The sequence below is a fragment of the Kaistia sp. SLG-1 genome (genome assembly GCF_059699055.1).
The window spans coordinates 1,915,498-1,930,968 of the sequence record NZ_AP048544.1 but is presented as its reverse complement, the minus strand read 5'-3'; the positions used below and the strand labels follow the sequence as shown (position 1 = coordinate 1,930,968).

General features: G+C 70.4%; 11 protein-coding genes. 7 read left to right on the top strand and 4 right to left on the bottom strand.

The window, feature by feature from the left end; genetic code table 11:
* The first annotated feature begins 32 nt into the window (after positions 1-32).
* A complete protein-coding gene (gene smc, locus AC6HZP_RS08575) occupies positions 33-3,494 on the top strand; it encodes a chromosome segregation protein SMC (RefSeq protein WP_497526223.1) in 3,462 nt (1,153 codons plus the stop codon).
* 3 nt (positions 3,495-3,497) lie between these two features.
* Here the strand turns inward: smc and AC6HZP_RS08570 are convergent, their stop codons facing one another.
* The gene (locus AC6HZP_RS08570; protein WP_497526222.1) at positions 3,498-4,232 is read right to left on the bottom strand and encodes an SDR family oxidoreductase; all 735 of its coding nucleotides are present in this window, start codon (positions 4,230-4,232) and stop codon (positions 3,498-3,500) included.
* 112 nt (positions 4,233-4,344) lie between these two features.
* On the opposite strand from AC6HZP_RS08570, the gene AC6HZP_RS08565 reads away from it, so the two are divergent.
* Positions 4,345-5,268 (top strand): LysR family transcriptional regulator, encoded by a 924-nt coding sequence (locus AC6HZP_RS08565; protein ID WP_497526221.1) that lies wholly within the window; start codon positions 4,345-4,347, stop codon positions 5,266-5,268.
* A gap of 52 nt (positions 5,269-5,320) precedes the next feature.
* Here the strand turns inward: AC6HZP_RS08565 and AC6HZP_RS08560 are convergent, their stop codons facing one another.
* A complete protein-coding gene (locus AC6HZP_RS08560) occupies positions 5,321-6,136 on the bottom strand; it encodes a class I SAM-dependent methyltransferase (protein WP_497526220.1) in 816 nt (271 codons plus the stop codon).
* A gap of 240 nt (positions 6,137-6,376) precedes the next feature.
* Here AC6HZP_RS08560 and AC6HZP_RS08555 point away from each other — a divergent pair, with 240 nt between their 5' ends.
* Positions 6,377-8,014, top strand: a complete 1,638-nt coding sequence (locus tag AC6HZP_RS08555) for an ABC-F family ATP-binding cassette domain-containing protein (protein WP_497526219.1) — start codon at positions 6,377-6,379, stop codon at positions 8,012-8,014.
* Here the strand turns inward: AC6HZP_RS08555 and AC6HZP_RS08550 are convergent.
* Positions 7,983-8,897: an MBL fold metallo-hydrolase gene (locus AC6HZP_RS08550; RefSeq protein WP_497526761.1), complete on the bottom strand. Its 915-nt coding sequence runs from the start codon at positions 8,895-8,897 to the stop codon at positions 7,983-7,985. The genes AC6HZP_RS08555 and AC6HZP_RS08550 overlap by 32 nt on opposite strands.
* 287 nt (positions 8,898-9,184) lie before the next feature.
* Between AC6HZP_RS08550 and mutY the strand changes: the two genes are divergently transcribed.
* The gene (mutY, locus tag AC6HZP_RS08545; RefSeq protein ID WP_497526218.1) at positions 9,185-10,276 is read left to right on the top strand and encodes an A/G-specific adenine glycosylase; all 1,092 of its coding nucleotides are present in this window, start codon (positions 9,185-9,187) and stop codon (positions 10,274-10,276) included.
* A gap of 40 nt (positions 10,277-10,316) precedes the next feature.
* Here mutY and AC6HZP_RS08540 read toward each other — a convergent pair whose 3' ends face one another.
* The gene (locus AC6HZP_RS08540; protein ID WP_497526217.1) at positions 10,317-13,157 is read right to left on the bottom strand and encodes a hypothetical protein; all 2,841 of its coding nucleotides are present in this window, start codon (positions 13,155-13,157) and stop codon (positions 10,317-10,319) included.
* A 234-nt stretch (positions 13,158-13,391) separates the two neighbouring features.
* On the opposite strand from AC6HZP_RS08540, the gene AC6HZP_RS08535 reads away from it, so the two are divergent.
* The 3 genes from AC6HZP_RS08535 (at position 13,392) to AC6HZP_RS08525 (ending at position 15,465) form a co-directional block, all read left to right on the top strand.
* Positions 13,392-14,033, top strand: a complete 642-nt coding sequence (locus AC6HZP_RS08535) for an HAD family hydrolase (protein ID WP_497526216.1) — start codon at positions 13,392-13,394, stop codon at positions 14,031-14,033.
* 72 nt (positions 14,034-14,105) lie between these two features.
* A complete protein-coding gene (locus AC6HZP_RS08530) occupies positions 14,106-14,567 on the top strand; it encodes an Rrf2 family transcriptional regulator (RefSeq protein WP_497526215.1) in 462 nt (153 codons plus the stop codon).
* Positions 14,557-15,465 carry an NAD(P)/FAD-dependent oxidoreductase gene (locus AC6HZP_RS08525; protein WP_497526214.1) on the top strand — a complete coding sequence of 303 codons (909 nt, stop codon included), beginning with the start codon at positions 14,557-14,559 and terminating at the stop codon, positions 15,463-15,465. Before AC6HZP_RS08530 ends, AC6HZP_RS08525 begins: the two co-directional genes overlap by 11 nt.
* The last annotated feature ends 6 nt before the right edge of the window (positions 15,466-15,471 follow it).

The following is a 15,471-nucleotide window of genomic DNA, read 5'->3' as shown; positions in this document are numbered from 1 at the left end:
CGTATCGAATTCTCCAGCGCCGGTGCCGCGTCATGAAATTCACGCGGCTCCGCGTTCACGGCTTCAAATCCTTCGTCGAAGGCACGGACTTCCTGATCGAGCCGGGGCTGACCGGCGTCGTCGGGCCGAATGGCTGCGGCAAGTCGAACCTCGTCGAGGCGCTGCGCTGGGTGATGGGCGAAAGCTCGTACAAGAACATGCGCGCGTCCGGCATGGACGACGTCATCTTCGCCGGCAGCGGCAAGCGCCCGGCCCGCAATACCGCCGAAGTCACCCTCGTCGTCGACAATCACGACCACAAGGCGCCGGCCGCCTTCAATGATGCCGATGTGCTGGAAGTCACCCGCCGGATCGAGCGGGAATCGGGCTCCGTCTACAAGATCAACGGCAAGGATGTGCGCGCCCGCGACGTCCAGCTGCTCTTCGCCGACGCCTCGACCGGCGCGCGTTCGCCGGCCATGGTCGGCCAGGGCCGGATCGGCGAGCTGATCTCGGCCAAGCCGCAGGCGCGCCGCGCCGTGCTGGAGGAAGCCGCCGGCATTTCCGGCCTCTATTCCCGCCGCAACGAGGCGGAGCTGCGCCTGCGCGCCGCCGAGCAGAACCTCGAACGGCTGGAGGACGTGCTCTCCGAGCTCGAGGGTCAGCTGGAAGCCCTGAAGCGGCAGGCGCGGCAGGCCAACCGCTATCGCAATCTCTCCGCCGACATCCGCAAGACCGAGGCAACCGTCCTCTATCTGCGCATGCTGGCGGCCGCCGTGCAGATGCGCGACGCCGAGACCGCGCTCGCAGCCGCCGGCGAGACGGTCGTGGCGCGCAGCGAGGCGCAGGCGAAGGCCGCGCGCGACCAGGCCGTCGCCGCGAGCGTGCTGCCGGGCCTGCGCGAGGGCGAGGCCGGCGCCGCCGCCGCGCTGCAGCGCCTGACGCTCGCCCGCGAGCAGCTCGACAGCGACGAGAAGCGGATGAAGGAGCGGCTGGTCGACCTCGACCGCCGCCTCGCCCAGCTCAATGAGGACATCCAGCGCGAGCAGCGCATGGTGAGCGAGAACGCCGCCATCCTCGAACGCCTCGATGCCGAGGAACAGACGCTGCGCCGCGAGGAACAGGACGCCGTCGGCAAGCAGGCCGAGGCGGACGCCGCCCGTAGCCAGGCCGAATCGAAGCTCGGCGAGACCGAGCGCAAACTTGCCGAGGCAACCACGGCGCATGCGGCGATCGCGGCTAGGAAATCGGAGCTCGAACGCGCCCACCGCGAGGCGGGCGAACGCACGATGCGCGCCAGCAGCCAGCTGGCCGATGTCGACCGCGAGCTGATCGCGCTGGTGCGCCAGATCGCCGAGCTGCCCGGCGTCGCCCCGGCGCAGGAAGCCGTCGCCGCCGGCGAGGCCGCGGTCGCGGCTGCCGAGGAGAAGGCGGTCGCGGCCGAGCGACAGTCGGTCCAGGCACGCGACAACGAGACGACCGCGCGGACCCCGCTCGCCGAGGCCGAGCGCGCGCTTTCCGGCATCGAGACCGAGGCGCGGACGCTGGCCAAGATCCTCGGCTCCGGCGCGCAGGCCGGCCGGAGGCCGCCGCTCCTCGACACGCTATCCGTCGCCAAGGGTTTTGAGGCGGCGCTCGCCGCCGCCTTCGGCGACGCGCTCGACGCGTCGGACGACCGCCAGGTGGCCGCGCACTGGCGCGGCGCCGCGCCGCTCGCGGACGATCCGGCGCTGCCCGAGGGCGCGCAGCCGCTGGCGGTCAAGGTCAAGGCGCCGGCGCTTCTGACGCGCGCCCTGGCGCAGGTCGGCATCGTCGCGCGCACCGACGGCCCTGCCCTGCAGAACCTCCTGAAGACGGGACAGGTGCTGGTCTCGCGCGAGGGCGACCTCTGGCGCTGGGACGGCTATGTCGCCACCGCCGAAGCCCCCACCGCCGCCGCGATGCGGCTCGCCAACCGCAATCGCCTGGCCGAGCTGGAAGAAGCCGCGATCGGCGCCCGCGCCCTCGTCACCGAGCGGCAGAATGCGCTGGCGCAGGCAGCGCTCGCCGCGCGCGCGGCGCAGGAACAGGAAAGACTGGCGCGCGACGCCGGCCGCGCGGCGCAGCGCGGCCTCGACGAGGCCCGCAACCGGCTCGCCGCCGTCGAGCGCGAGGCCGGACGGCTGACCAGCCGGCGCGGCGCGCTGGAAGAATCTCGCGCCCGGATGGCTGCGACCGTCGCCGAGACCGAGGCGCAGAGGAACGAGGCCGAGGCAGCGCTGGCCGCCGCCGCCGATCCGCTGGCGGCGCAGCAGGAAGTCATGATGCTGCGCGGCGCCGTCGCGGAGGATCGCGGCGCGCTCTCGGAAGCCCGCGCGGCCGCCGACAATTTGACCCGCGAGACCGACATCCGCCGCCGCCGGCTCGGGACAATCGCCGCCGAACGCCAGAACTGGCAGGAGCGCGCCACCAACGCCGACAGCCAGATCCGCATCCTCGCCGGCCGCCGGACCGAGATCGAGACCGAGCGCGGCGGCCTCGCCGACGCGCCGGCCGAGATCGAGCAGAAGCGCCGCGCGCTCCTCTCCGAGATCGACAAGGCGGAAGCGGCGAAGCGCCAGGCCGCCGACGCGCTGCGACAGGCGGAGACGACGCTCGCCGCCTTCGACAAGGCGTCGCAGGAGGCGATGACCGCGCTTTCCGAGGCGCGCGAGCAGCGCGGACGCGGCGAGGAGCGGCTGAAGGCGACGCAGGAGCGCAGGCTCGAGATCGAGGCGCGCATCGCCGAGATTCTCGATTGCGAGCCGCATGAGGTGGTCAAGCAGGCCGAGATCGATCCCTCGGCGCCGGTGCCGGATCTCGGCCAGCTCGAAACCCGCCTCGACCGGCTGCGGCAGGAACGCGAGAAGCTCGGCGGCGTCAATCTGCGCGCCGATGACGAGGCGGTCGAGGTCGCGGCCCGGCGCGAAGCGCTGATCAAGGACCGCGACGACCTGATCGAGGCGATCCGCCGGCTGCGGCAGGGCATCGCCAGTCTGAACCGCGAGGGCCGCGAGCGGCTGCTCGCCGCCTTCGACGTCGTGAACGGTCATTTCCAGCGGCTGTTCACGCATCTGTTCGGCGGCGGCGCGGCAGAATTGCAGCTGACCGAATCGGACGATCCGCTCGAGGCCGGGCTCGAAATCATGGCGAGCCCGCCCGGCAAGAAGCAGCAACCGATGACGCTGCTCTCCGGCGGCGAGCAGGCGCTGACGGCGCTGGCGCTGATCTTCGGCGTGTTCCTGACCAACCCCGCGCCGATCTGCGTGCTCGACGAGGTCGACGCGCCGCTCGACGACCACAATGTCGAGCGGTTCTGCAACCTGCTCGACGAGATGGCGCGGACGACCGACACGCGCTTCGTGACGATCACCCACAATCCGATCACCATGGCGCGGATGAATCGGCTGTTCGGCGTGACGATGGGCGAGCGCGGCGTCAGCCAGCTGGTGTCGGTCGACCTCGAAACCGCCGAGCAGTATCGCGAAGCGGGCTGACGATCAGCGCAGCGTGTAGCCGCCGTCGGCGTAGAGCGTCGTCCCGGTCATGAAGCTGTTCTTCATCAGGAAGAGCACGGCATCGGCGATCTCGTCCTCGGTGCCGGGACGGCCGGCGGCCGCGATCCGGCTATAATGCGCGAAGGCCGTCTCGCGGATCGCCTCGGGGCGGCTCCGCCAGAGATGGCCGTCGATCGTGCCGGGCGACACGGTGTTGACCCGGACCGGCGCGAGCTCCAGCGCCAGCGCCCGGCCGAGCCCCTCGATCGCGCTGTTGCAGGCGGCATAGGCGGCAGCGCCCTTGAGCGGCCGCGCGCCTGCGGCGCCCGCCATCAGCACAATCGAGCCATCGGATGCGAGCTTCGGCGCGGCGGCCTTGATGGCGTGGTACTGGCCCCAGAATTTCGTCCGGAACGGGCTTTCGGCATCCTCGTCCGAAAGATCCGCCAGCGATCCCACCGTATAGGTGGCGGCCGGGACGAAGAGATGGTCGAGCTTCGGCAGCGGCTCGAAGAACGCCCGGATCGACGCGCGATCCTCCAGATCGACCGTAGCGCCGCGCGCCTTTGGCCCGATCGCCGCGACGGCCTGTTGCAGCCGCTCGGACGAACGGCCGCCGAGGATCACCTCGGCCCCGGCTTGGGCGGCGAGTTCGGCGACGCGGAAACCGATGCCCGAGCCGCCGCCGATGATCGCGACGGTCCTGCCCTCGAATGTCGCCCTGCCCTCGATAGTCATGCGAAACGTCCTTGCTGCTGAATGCGGGCAACTAGACTATCCGCGCGATTTCGGACCGTATGCGTGGCCACGGTCGCTTTACTCGGGATCCTAATTCCCCAATCATGTGACCATGATCGACCTCGCCCGCCTCGAAGGCATCGTCACCTTTGTCGAAGTCGCCGACGCCGGCAGCTTTACCCGCGCCAGCGAGCGGCTTGGGCTCGGCCGCTCGGCGGTCGGCAAGACGATCGCCCGTCTGGAAACGCGGCTCGGCGTGCGCCTGTTCAACCGGACGACGCGGAGCCTCAGCCTCACCGACGAGGGAAGCCGGTTCCGCGAGAGCTGCCTCAAGGCACTCGCCGAACTGGAGAGCGCCGAGGCGAGCCTCGCCGAGCGCACCAGCGCGGCGGCCGGGAGGCTGCGGGTCGAGATCCCGGTTCTCTTCGGCCGGCAATGGGTGCTGCCCGTCCTGCTCGAAATCGCCCGCGCCCATCCGCGCCTGCGCCTCGACGTCGCTTTCGCCAATCGGCGCGCCGACCTGACGACAGAGGGGATCGATGTCGCGGTGCGGATCGGCGCGCTCGACGACGTGGCGGGACTTGCCGCCCGCCGGCTCGGCACGCAGACGACGCAGCTCTGCGCTTCCCCCGCCTATCTCGATCGCGCCGGCCGTCCGGCGACGCTCGCCGAACTCGCCGGACACGACTGCCTCGTCGAGCGGCGGCAGGCGCGGCCGACGCCCTGGCGGCTGGTCGACGCCACCGGACACAGCCATGTCGCCACTGTGAGCGGCCGCCTCGCCCTCGACCGCGCCGATGCGATCGCCGACGCGGTGATCGCCGGCCACGGCATCGCCTGCCTGCCGCGCTGGCTCGTCGCGCCGATGCTGCGCGCGGGCGTGCTGGAAACCGTGCTGCCGGACATGACCAGCGACGCGCTGCCGATCCACGCGGTCTGGCCGCTGCAGCGGCCGATGCCGCTCCGGCTCCGCGTCGTCCTCGATGCCCTGTTCGATCGCTTCCTGCCGGCGCCGCCCTGGGACGATACCGCTTAGCCTGGTCGCGTTTTCTTCACGCGAACCGGCCCCCACTTCGCTCGAAAACGCTCTAGATCGCCTTCTGCGCCTGGAAGACGAACCATTTCAATGGCATGTGGCCGGGATCGGGGCCGAATTCGGCCCGGAGCGCCTTGGCGACCGCGTCCACCAGCCGCTCCGGATCGACGCCGCCGCGCCCGCGGATCTCGGCGATGGCCGGGTTGCCGTAGACCAGCCCATGCGCAAAGGCATGCGCATCGGGAATGACGCCCTGGCGCCGGACCTCCGTGACCTCGATGTCGGTAAAGCCGGCCGCCGAGAGCGAGGTCCGGATCGGCTCGACCTCATGGGCGGAAAACGGCACGTGGTAGAATTGCGGCGGATCCTTCGGGAAGAAGCTGCCGATGGTCTCGTGCACGATCCGGCCATAGGGATTGTCGGCATGCGAGCCCCAGGTGTTGAAGAAATAGTACCCGCCGGGATCGATGACGCGAAAAACCTCGCGGTTGCAGCGGTCCTTGTCGGGAAAGAACATCATGCCGAACTGGCAGACGACCACGTCGAACGAAGCGTCGCGGAACGGAAGCACCATGGCGTCGGCGGTCTGGAACTCGACGGGCTCGCCGGGACGGAATTTCGACTGCGCCAGTTCGAGCATGGGCGCGTTGAGATCGGTCGCCGTCAGCCGGACGCTGACCGGCAGCACGTCGCGCAGCCGCCGCGTCAGGATGCCGGTTCCCGCCGCGATCTCCAGCACCAGCGCCGGATTGCGGCTCTCGACGCGCCGGGCAAGATCCTCCGCCGCATCGACGAAGATCACCGGCCCGAGGCCCCGGTCGTAATCCTCGGGGATATTGCCGACGAAGCGCGCGATATCGCTGCCCATGATCCACCCTCGGTTGATGACATGGGAAATAGGCGAACCGACTGCTGCGGCAAGGAAGGGTCTTTTCGGACTTGCCTTTTGGACTTGCCATCCGGCGACGAGCCATTATGTTGCGGCCATCCGAAGAACGGGAGTACCCAGACGATGAAGCATCAGGCCACCGCGACGGCGTAACGCCGTGCCCGCCTGTTCCAGCGCAAGGCCCAAGGCCCAGCGCAAGCTCCATCTTCCGGTATTGCCATGTCTCTTCGTTCCGCCACGCCGCTCGTGGCCCTGAATGACGTCTCCTTCACGACGCCAGACGGACGCCCCCTCCTCGACCGCATCGATCTCGCCTTTGGCACGGAGCGCACCGGCCTCGTCGGCCGCAACGGCATCGGCAAGTCGACGCTCTTGAAGATTCTCGCCGGCGAGATGCCGCCGGCGCAGGGCTCGGTCGACCGCGTCGGTCGCATCGCCATGTTGCGGCAGGACGTGCGCGCGACCGCCGGCCAGACGGTCGCCGAGGCGCTCGGCATCGCCGACGATCTCGCCCGGCTCGACCGCATGGAGCGCGGCTTCGGCTCGGCCGAGGACGCCGCCGAGGCCGACTGGACGCTCGAATCCCGGCTTGCCGACGCGCTCGCCGCCGTCAACCTTCCCGGCCTCGATCCGGCGCGCGAGATGGCGAGCCTCAGCGGCGGCCAGCGCACGCGGCTCGGGCTCGCCGCGCTGCTCCTTGCCGATCCCGACATGCTGCTGCTCGACGAGCCGACCAACAATCTCGACGCCGAAGGCCGCGCCGCCGTCGCCCGGTTGCTCGCAAGCTGGAAGAAGGGCGCGATCGTCGTCAGCCATGACCGCGAGCTGCTGCGCGACATGGACCGCATCGTCGAGCTCTCGACGCTCGGCGCGCGCATCTATGGCGGCAATTACGACCTCTATGCCGAACGGAAGGCGGCCGAGCGGGCGACGGCGGCGCGCGATCTCGATCTCGCCAAAAGCGAGGCCAGGGCCACGGAGCGCCGCATCCAGGCGGCGGTCGAGCGCCAGCAGAAGCGCGACGGCGCGGGCGCGCGAAGCCGCGCCAAGGGCGACCAGGCGAGGATCCTGGTCGACGCCAAGCGCGACCGCAGCGAGCGGACCAAGGGCGCGATCGGCCAGCGCGCCGAGCGCCAGCGCCAGGCCGTCTCCGAGACGCTCGCCAGCGCCGAGGCCGAGGTCGAGCGCGTGGAGACGCTGGGGATCGAGCTGCCGTCGACCGGCCTACCGGCGAGCCGCGTCGTGCTCGCCTTCGAGGGGGCCGGCTTCGCCTATCCGGGCGAACCGCCCGTCATCGCCGGGTTCAGCATCACCCTCACCGGGCCGGAGCGGATCGCGCTCATCGGCCCGAACGGCGCTGGCAAGTCGACGCTGCTCCGGCTCGCGAGCGGCGAGATCGAGCCGACCGAGGGCCGCGTCCTCCGCCCGGTCGCCTCGGCGAGGCTCGACCAGAGCGTCGGCATTCTCGATCCCGCCCTTTCGATCGTCGAGAATTTCCGCCGGCTGAACCCCGACGCCAGCCTCAACCACGCCCATGCCATGCTCGCGCGCTTCCTCTTCCGCAACCAGGCGGCGCTGAAGCCGGTGCACGCGCTTTCCGGCGGCGAGACGCTCAGGGCCGGCCTTGCCTGCGTGCTCGGCGGCGCGACGCCGCCTGGCCTGCTCATCCTCGACGAGCCGACCAACCATCTCGACCTCGATTCGATCGCGGCGATCGAGGCGGCGCTCCGCGATTTCGACGGCGCGCTGCTGGTGACCAGCCACGACGAGGATTTCCTCGCCGCGATCGGCGTGACGCGGCGCATCGTCCTGTCGCGCAATGCGGTCAGCCCTGCGAAGCCGGGCCCAGCGCGTTGAGCGGGATCTTCAGATAGCGCCGGCCGTCGCTCTCGGGCGGCGGCAGGCGGCCGCCGGCGAGGTTCACCTGCAGCGCATGCAGGATCAGCTTCGGCATCGGCAGCGTCGCGTCGCGCGCCCGGCGGAGCGCCACGAACTCGGCCTCGCTCGCCGCCTTGGCGAGATGGACATTCTCGGCCTTCTGCCGCGCCACCGTGCTTTCCCAGGCCGGCGCGCGGCCGTTCGGCATGTAGTCATGGCCGGTGAAGAGCCGCGTATGGTCCGGCAGCGACAGGATGCGCTGGATCGTCCGCCACATCGCATGGGCGTCGCCACCGGGAAAATCGCAGCGCGCCGTGCCGAAATCCGGCATCAGCAGCGTGTCGTGAACGAAGGCCGCGTCGCCGGCGACATAGGTGACGGAGGCGAGCGTGTGGCCGGGCGAGAACAGCACCTCGACGTCCATCTCGCCGAGGCGAAACCGGTCGCCATCGGCGAAAAGGCGGTCCCATTGCGAGCCGTCATCCGGGAAGGACGGCAGGTTGTACAGCGTCTTCCAGAGCCGCTGCACATCCGTCACCTGCGCGCCGATCGCCATGGCAGCGCCGGTGCGCTCCTTCAGATAGCTCGCCGCCGACAGATGATCGGCATGCGGATGGGTATCGAGGATCCATTCGACGCGCAGCTTCTCCCGATCGACGAAGGCGAGCAGCGCATCCGCCGATTTCGTCGAGGTGGTCGCCGATTTCTCGTCATAGTCGAGGACGGGATCGATCAGCGCGCAATGCCCTGTGGCGGGGTCGGTCAGCACATACTGGACGCTGCCCGTCTCCCGCTCGAAGAACGCGTCGACGCGGGGGGAAACGGCCGTCTCGCGGCCGGTCGCATCGACAGGCGGCGGCATCACCGCCAGGGACCCGGAACTGACGTCATAGCCGGTCGCATCGCTCATGCCCTGCTCCTGCTCCCGGGACAGGCGCCCGCGCGGGCCTTGCCTGACCACGATAAGGATGCGGCACGCCCCCTGAATTGATGCCGCGCTGGAAGAAGCCATCGGCACCCGACGCGCCGATTGGCCGGCGGCAAGCTAGCATGGAATGGCTTCGGCCGAAAAATGCGGCGGGCCCATTGGCCGCTCAGGTTTTTCCCGACTGCTGGCGCGTTCGGCCGGATTCCAGCATGATCGCGGCCATGATTCCGAGCCCCCCGCCGCCCCATGCCGCCGACCTTCTCGCCTGGTATGACCGTCACGCCCGCCGGCTCCCCTGGCGGACGCCGCCGGCCGAGCGCCGCGCCGGCGTGAAGCCCGATCCCTACCGGGTCTGGCTCTCCGAGATCATGCTGCAGCAGACCAATGTGACGACGGTGAAGCCCTATTTCGAGGACTTCCTGGCGCGCTGGCCTTCGGTCTCCGACCTCGCCGCGGCCTCGAACGAGGACGTCATGAAGGCGTGGGCCGGGCTCGGCTATTATTCGCGCGCCCGCAATCTGAAGGCCTGCGCCGACACGGTCGTGCGCGAGCATGGCGGCCGCTTTCCAGAAACGGCGGCGGCCTTACGCGAACTGCCAGGGATCGGCGTCTATACGTCGGCAGCGATCGCGGCGATCGCGCATGACGAGCCGGCGGCGGTGGTCGACGGCAATGTCGAGCGGGTGCTGTCGCGGATCTTCGCGGTCGAGACGCCGCTTCCCGCCGCCAAGAAGGAGATCGCCGAGCTGCAGGCGCGGCTGACGCCCACGAAGCGGGCCGGCGACTATGCGCAGGCGATGATGGATCTCGGCGCGACGCTCTGCACACCGAAGCGGCCGGCCTGCTCGCTCTGCCCGTGGGAAAAATCCTGCACGGCCCATGCGCGCGGCACCGAGGAGCTCTATCCCCGCAAGGCCGCCAAGACCGACCGGCCCGAGCGCGCCGGCGCCGCCTTCGTCGCCATCCGCACCGACGGCGCGATCCTGCTTCGCAAACGCGCCGAACGCGGCCTGCTCGGCGGCATGACCGAAGTGCCGGGATCGGACTGGATCACCGGCCCCGCACCAGCGCTGGGACCGGGCGCCGCCCCCTTCCCGGCTGACTGGCAGCGCGTCACCGCGCCCGTCGTGCATGTCTTCACGCATTTCCGCCTGACGCTCGACATCTGGCATGTCCGCCTGCCCGAGGCGCATCCGGCACCGGCCGATGCCTGGTGGGCGAGCGCCACCGAGCTGCCGCACGAGGCGCTGCCGAGCGTGATGAAGAAGGCGATCGAGGCGGCCGCTCCAGGCGCGACGCGCAAACGGAAATGACGGCGGGAAATCCCGCCGCCATCGCTCGCCTCGCCGCGCGCTACTGCTGCGGTTGCTGTTGCTGCAACCGCTCCAGCTGATCGCGGATCCGGGGCGGCAGGCGCGGCGTCGCGTCGCCGTCGTTCTGCGGCTGCACCTTCACGCACTGGCCACGCCGCAACATCGTCCCCTCCGGGCAATTCGGCGCCTTACGCTCCGGCTGGGTCTGGCGCGGCGGCTGGCGCTCCGGCGCCGGCTGGCGCGGCGGCGATGGCTGCTGGGCGTCGACGCATTGGCCACGGCGCAGGCGCTGGCCCGACCCGCACTCGACCGGCGCCGGCCGGTTCGGCTGTGCGGGCTGCGTCGCCTCGGCCGGCACGCAGCGCCCCCGACGCAGCCGGGTGCCATCCGGGCATTCGGGTGCCTTGGGCTCCGCGCCCGGCTTCGGCGGCGGCTGGCGTTGCGGCTGGAGATCGACGCAGCGACCGCCGCGCAGGCGCTGGCCCGGGCCGCACTCGACCGGCGCCGGCCGGTTCGGCCGTTCGGGCTGCGCCGCCTCGGCCGGCACGCAGCGGCCGCGACGCAACCGGGTGCCGTCCGGGCATTCGCGCGGCTGAGGCCGGCGGGCGTCGACGCAGACGCCGTCGACGAGACGTTGGCCACGACGGCACTCCGGCGTGCCGGGCCCCGGATTGACCGGTCCCGGAATGACGGGCGGAGCAACGACCGGCGGAACGACGACCGGCAGGCAACGACCGCCGCGCCGGATCTGGCCGTCCGGGCATTCCTGGACCGGGACAGGGCGGCAACGGCCGTTATCGTCCCTCACCTGACCGCGCGGACAGGGCCGACCGCCCTGCGGCGGCACGCAGCGACCGTCGTTGTCACGCACCAGCGGCGGGCGGCAACCCTGCGGCGGGACGCAGCGGCCACGGTCATCGCGCAGCATCGGCGGACGGCACCCTTGCGGCGGGACGCAGCGGCCATCCGGGGTCATGAACAGGTCCGGCGGGCAGCGCGGCGGGATGCACTGGCCGCGAACATAGATCGCGTCGCGCGGACAGCCGCAATAGCCGTTGGGCAGCCGCACCAGGTCGGGCGGGCAGCGCCAGGGGATGCAGCGACCATCGACGAAGGTCTCGTAGCGATCGCAGACGATCGGCGGCGGCAGGCATGCGCCGTTGATGCGGATCATGTCCGGCGGGCAACCGATGGCGACGCAATAGCCATCGCGAAAGCGGGTGCCGGGCGGGCAGCGCGGCGGCAACAGGCAGGCGTCGCCGACGAGGAAGGTGCCGACCGGACAGCCGAGGATCGGCGGAGGCGGCGGCGGCAGCGGCTCCGAAAAGCGCGGCGGCGGGGGTGGCGGCGGTGCCGCGGCGCGGCGGGGCGCGACGCAGGGAAGCGTGGCGATCGCGCCCATATGGCCGGCGACCGCGCTGTCGCCCGGCCGGTCGTCATAGTCGACGAACCAGCTCGAATTCGGCGGCGCATTGGCGGGGAGGACGAGCTGGGTGTCGTTGCCCTGCAGGCCATCGACCGTCCCGGCGGACGGCACGTCGCCGAGAAGCTGCTCGCCGGTCGACCACAGCGTCACGGCGCAGGCGTTCGGCTGCATCCGGCCGTTTGCATCATAGCCCCGGCCGAGCGCCACGCCGCCATTGGCGTTCTGGTAATCGGGCAGCAGGCCGATCGCATATTCCTGCGGAACGGGCGTCCAGAGGCCGGGCTCGGAATCCGGCCGCGCCTTCGGACGGAAGCGCAGGACACGGCTGCTGCCGCCCTCCGCCACATTGCGGAAATCATAGGCGCCGGTGGGCGGCGCCCGCTCGGCCGCGTAGAGCAGGCCGCGATTGTCGAAGGCGATCGAGGCCACCTCCATGCCGGGGTCGAGCGCCGGAACCGCGGTCTCGAACCGCGCGTCACCCGCGAAAGAGCCGTCCGGCTGGATGCCGACCGACCAGATCTCCGGCCCGGCGGCGACCGAATAGAACAGGCGGCCATTGCGGACCGCGAGCGCGAACACCAGCCGCTCCGGATCGGCGAAACCCCAGGTCGCCGGCTGCTCCGTGTCGAAGGACTGGCTGGCGATGTCGACGTTGACCGGCGTCAGCGGCACCTCGGGCAGGCCGTTTCTGGCGCGGCCGTCGACGCCGTGGTCGTAGCTGCCCCGATCCGTGCCATCGAGCCCGAGCCGGTGGATCAGGCCGGTCGCCCGGTCGGCGACGAAGATCTGCTGGCTCTCAGGGTCGAAGGCGAGCCCGCCGAGCGACGCGGCCGCGTTGCCTCTGATATCGCCGACATTGGCGAAGAGCGCGACCTGGCCGGTGGTGCCGTCGACGCGCCAGATCGAGCGCGGGCCGCCGTTCCGGTCGGCGGATCCGAACTGGTTTGGAAGGAACGTCGCGCCGGCGAGGCCGTGCAGCAGGCGCTTCACCGGGCCGCCCGACGCGTCGGCGAGGCCGATCGACAGTCCGTAAGCCGAGGTCGCGGCGAGGTAGATCGAGGGCGCCGGTGCATCGTCGAGCGCGACGCCGAACACCTGACCGACCTGCCCTGCCGTGACCGTGAAGGGTTTTCGCACCTCGGAGAGCCGCCCCTGCTGGCCGAGGCGGGAGAGGTCGACGACACGGGCGGCCGGGCCGTCCGGCGGCAGGACGAGATAATCGAGCGGATCGGCGCCGGAAGGCGCCTGGCCTTCGCCCGCGCCGGAGAAGCCGGTGACCACCGCGTCCTCCGGGCCAACGATGGCCTGCTGCGCCAGCGCAGCTGCCGGAGGCAGCCAGGAAGCGGCCGCGAACAGCAAAACGGCGCCCGCGAGGCGCCGTGAACCCCCGGTCAGCCGGGACGCATGCCGTCCCGCCGCCTGAACCCGAGCCGCCAATCCCACCAGGAACCGCATTTCGTCCCTCCCGGAACATCTATGGGTGGCCAGGATCGCGGCAGGGCGAGAACAGAAAAACCGCGAGCAAGGACACGGAGCGATCTGATCTACTTGGGCCGAAATCTATCGCAGGGCAGATTTTCCGGCCAGCATGATCATTATGCCGACATACGAAATTGTCAGTGACCGCCATCACAACGTCATGAAGATGCGGAAACTCGAAACCGGGATGGCAGGGCACGGGGATCCGGCATGAGCGAGATCAGGCACATCGTCTTCGACATCGGCAACGTGCTGCTGCGCTGGGACCCCGAGATCCCCTATCGCCGGCTGATCCCCGACGAGGCCGCGCGACGCCGGTTCCTGACCGAAATCTGCACCGGCGACTGGAACAAGGAGCAGGATCGCGGCCGCGGCTGGGCGGATGGCGAAGCCGTGCTGATCGAGCGCTTTCCCGAGCACGAGCCGATGATCCGCGCCTTCCGGGCCAACTGGCACGAGATGATCCCCGGCTCCCTCGCCGAGACGCCAGCGATCCTCGATACGCTGGTCGCGGCCGGGCAGGACGTCACGGCGCTCACCAATTTCGCCAGCGACACCTTCGTCGAGGCGGTCGAGCGCTTTCCCTATCTGCGGCTGTTCCGGGGCGTCACGGTCTCCGGCGACATCGGGATGCTGAAGCCCGATCTGGAGATCTACCGGCTGCATGCGGAAACCTTCGGGCTGACGCCGGCCTCGACGCTCTTCTTCGACGACACCCCCGCGAATGTCGAAGGGGCGCGGCAGGCCGGCTGGCAGGCCGAACTCTTCGTCAACGCCGCGACGATGCGGCGCGACCTCGCCCGCCACGGCGTGATCATTCCCCTCGCCGCCTCTTCCTCCGCTTCCACCTGACCGCCCGCCTCCGCCCGGGGCGCGAATGACGAGGGGTTGACGTCCGTCCACTCATGTAACATTTAATGTTGCATGAAACACGACAGCAGACTTTCGGGCGTGCTCCACGTCCTCCTCCACATGCTCGAGGCCGGCGAACCGCTCACCTCCGAGCAATTGGCCGCGATGATGTCGACCAACCCGGTCGTCATCCGCCGCATCATGGCGGGCCTGCGCGACGCGGGCTTCGTCGGCTCGGCCAAGGGCCATGGCGGCGGCTGGACCGTCACCTGCGCCCCCGCCGCCGTCACCCTCGACGACATCTATGCGGCGATCGGCTCGCCGCCCGTCTTCGCGCTCGGCCATCGCAGCGAAAACCCGGCCTGTCTCGTCGAGCAGGCGGTCAACGCCTCGCTGGAATCGGCCTTCCAGGAGGCCGAGCAACTGCTGCTCAAGCGCCTCCGCACCGTCACGCTCGCAGCGCTCGCCGCCGATTTCCACGCCCGTTTCCAGGCCAGAAATGCAACCAAGAAGGACATCAGCCATGCGGTATGACGCCATCATCATCGGCGGCAGCTATGCCGGGCTCTCGGCGGCGATGCAGCTCGCCCGCGCCGGACGCGCGATCTGCGTCGTCGACAGCAACACTCCGCGCAACCGCTTCGCCGCCGCCTCGCACGGCTTCTTCGGCCAGGACGGCGCGGCGCCGCGCGCCATGATCGCCCAGGCCCGCGAAAAGCTCCTCGCCTATCCGAACGTCCATTTCGTCGGCGGCTCGGCCCAGTATGCCAATCCCGAGCCGGACGGCTTCTCCGTCGATCTCGGCATGGGGGAGATGCTGCGCGGCAGCAAGCTCGTGCTCGCCTTCGGCGTGATCGACGACCTGCCGGAGATCCCCGGTCTCGCCCAGAAGTGGGGCAAGTCGGTGCTGCACTGCCCCTATTGCCATGGCTACGAATTCAAGGGACAGCGCCTCGGCGTTCTCAACGCGATGGAGAAATCCGTGCATCAGGCGCTGATGATCCCGGACTGGGGGCCGACCACGTTCTTCCTGAACGGTGGCGCCATGCCGGATGAGGAGACGCTCGAGAAGCTCGCCCGCCGGGAGGTGTCGCTCGAACCGGCGAAGATCGTGGCGCTGGAGGGGACGGAGACGGAGCTCACCGGCGTCCGGTTCGAGGACGGTCGCGTGGTGGCGCTCGATGCGCTGTTCACCGCCTCGCGGACAAGGATGGCGAGCCCCATCGCCGAGCAGCTCGGCTGCGCCTTCGACGACGGGATGCTGGGGCCGGTCCTGCGCACCGACGCCATGAAGATGACGACGGTTCCCGGCGTCTACGCCGCCGGCGACATCGCGCGCGGCATGCACAACGCCACCTTCGCCTCGGCCGACGGCGTCATGGCCGGCACGTCGCTGCATCAGGCGCTGATATTCGAGCCGCTGGCGGCCTGAGGCGGC

What these genes read in the sequence shown, in the direction of transcription:
- AC6HZP_RS08535 (WP_497526216.1), top strand. Translation starts at nt 13,392, where the DNA reads ATGAGCGAGATCAGGCACATCGTCTTCGACATCGGCAACGTGCTGCTG.
- AC6HZP_RS08570 (WP_497526222.1), bottom strand. Translation starts at nt 4,232, where the DNA reads ATGACTATCGAGGGCAGGGCGACATTCGAGGGCAGGACCGTCGCGATC.
- AC6HZP_RS08525 (WP_497526214.1), top strand. Translation starts at nt 14,557, where the DNA reads ATGCGGTATGACGCCATCATCATCGGCGGCAGCTATGCCGGGCTCTCG.
- AC6HZP_RS08560 (WP_497526220.1), bottom strand. Translation starts at nt 6,136, where the DNA reads ATGGGCAGCGATATCGCGCGCTTCGTCGGCAATATCCCCGAGGATTAC.
- mutY (WP_497526218.1), top strand. Translation starts at nt 9,185, where the DNA reads ATGATTCCGAGCCCCCCGCCGCCCCATGCCGCCGACCTTCTCGCCTGG.
- AC6HZP_RS08530 (WP_497526215.1), top strand. Translation starts at nt 14,106, where the DNA reads ATGAAACACGACAGCAGACTTTCGGGCGTGCTCCACGTCCTCCTCCAC.
- AC6HZP_RS08550 (WP_497526761.1), bottom strand. Translation starts at nt 8,897, where the DNA reads ATGCCGCCGCCTGTCGATGCGACCGGCCGCGAGACGGCCGTTTCCCCC.
- AC6HZP_RS08540 (WP_497526217.1), bottom strand. Translation starts at nt 13,157, where the DNA reads ATGCGGTTCCTGGTGGGATTGGCGGCTCGGGTTCAGGCGGCGGGACGG.
- smc (WP_497526223.1), top strand. Translation starts at nt 33, where the DNA reads ATGAAATTCACGCGGCTCCGCGTTCACGGCTTCAAATCCTTCGTCGAA.
- AC6HZP_RS08555 (WP_497526219.1), top strand. Translation starts at nt 6,377, where the DNA reads ATGTCTCTTCGTTCCGCCACGCCGCTCGTGGCCCTGAATGACGTCTCC.
- AC6HZP_RS08565 (WP_497526221.1), top strand. Translation starts at nt 4,345, where the DNA reads ATGATCGACCTCGCCCGCCTCGAAGGCATCGTCACCTTTGTCGAAGTC.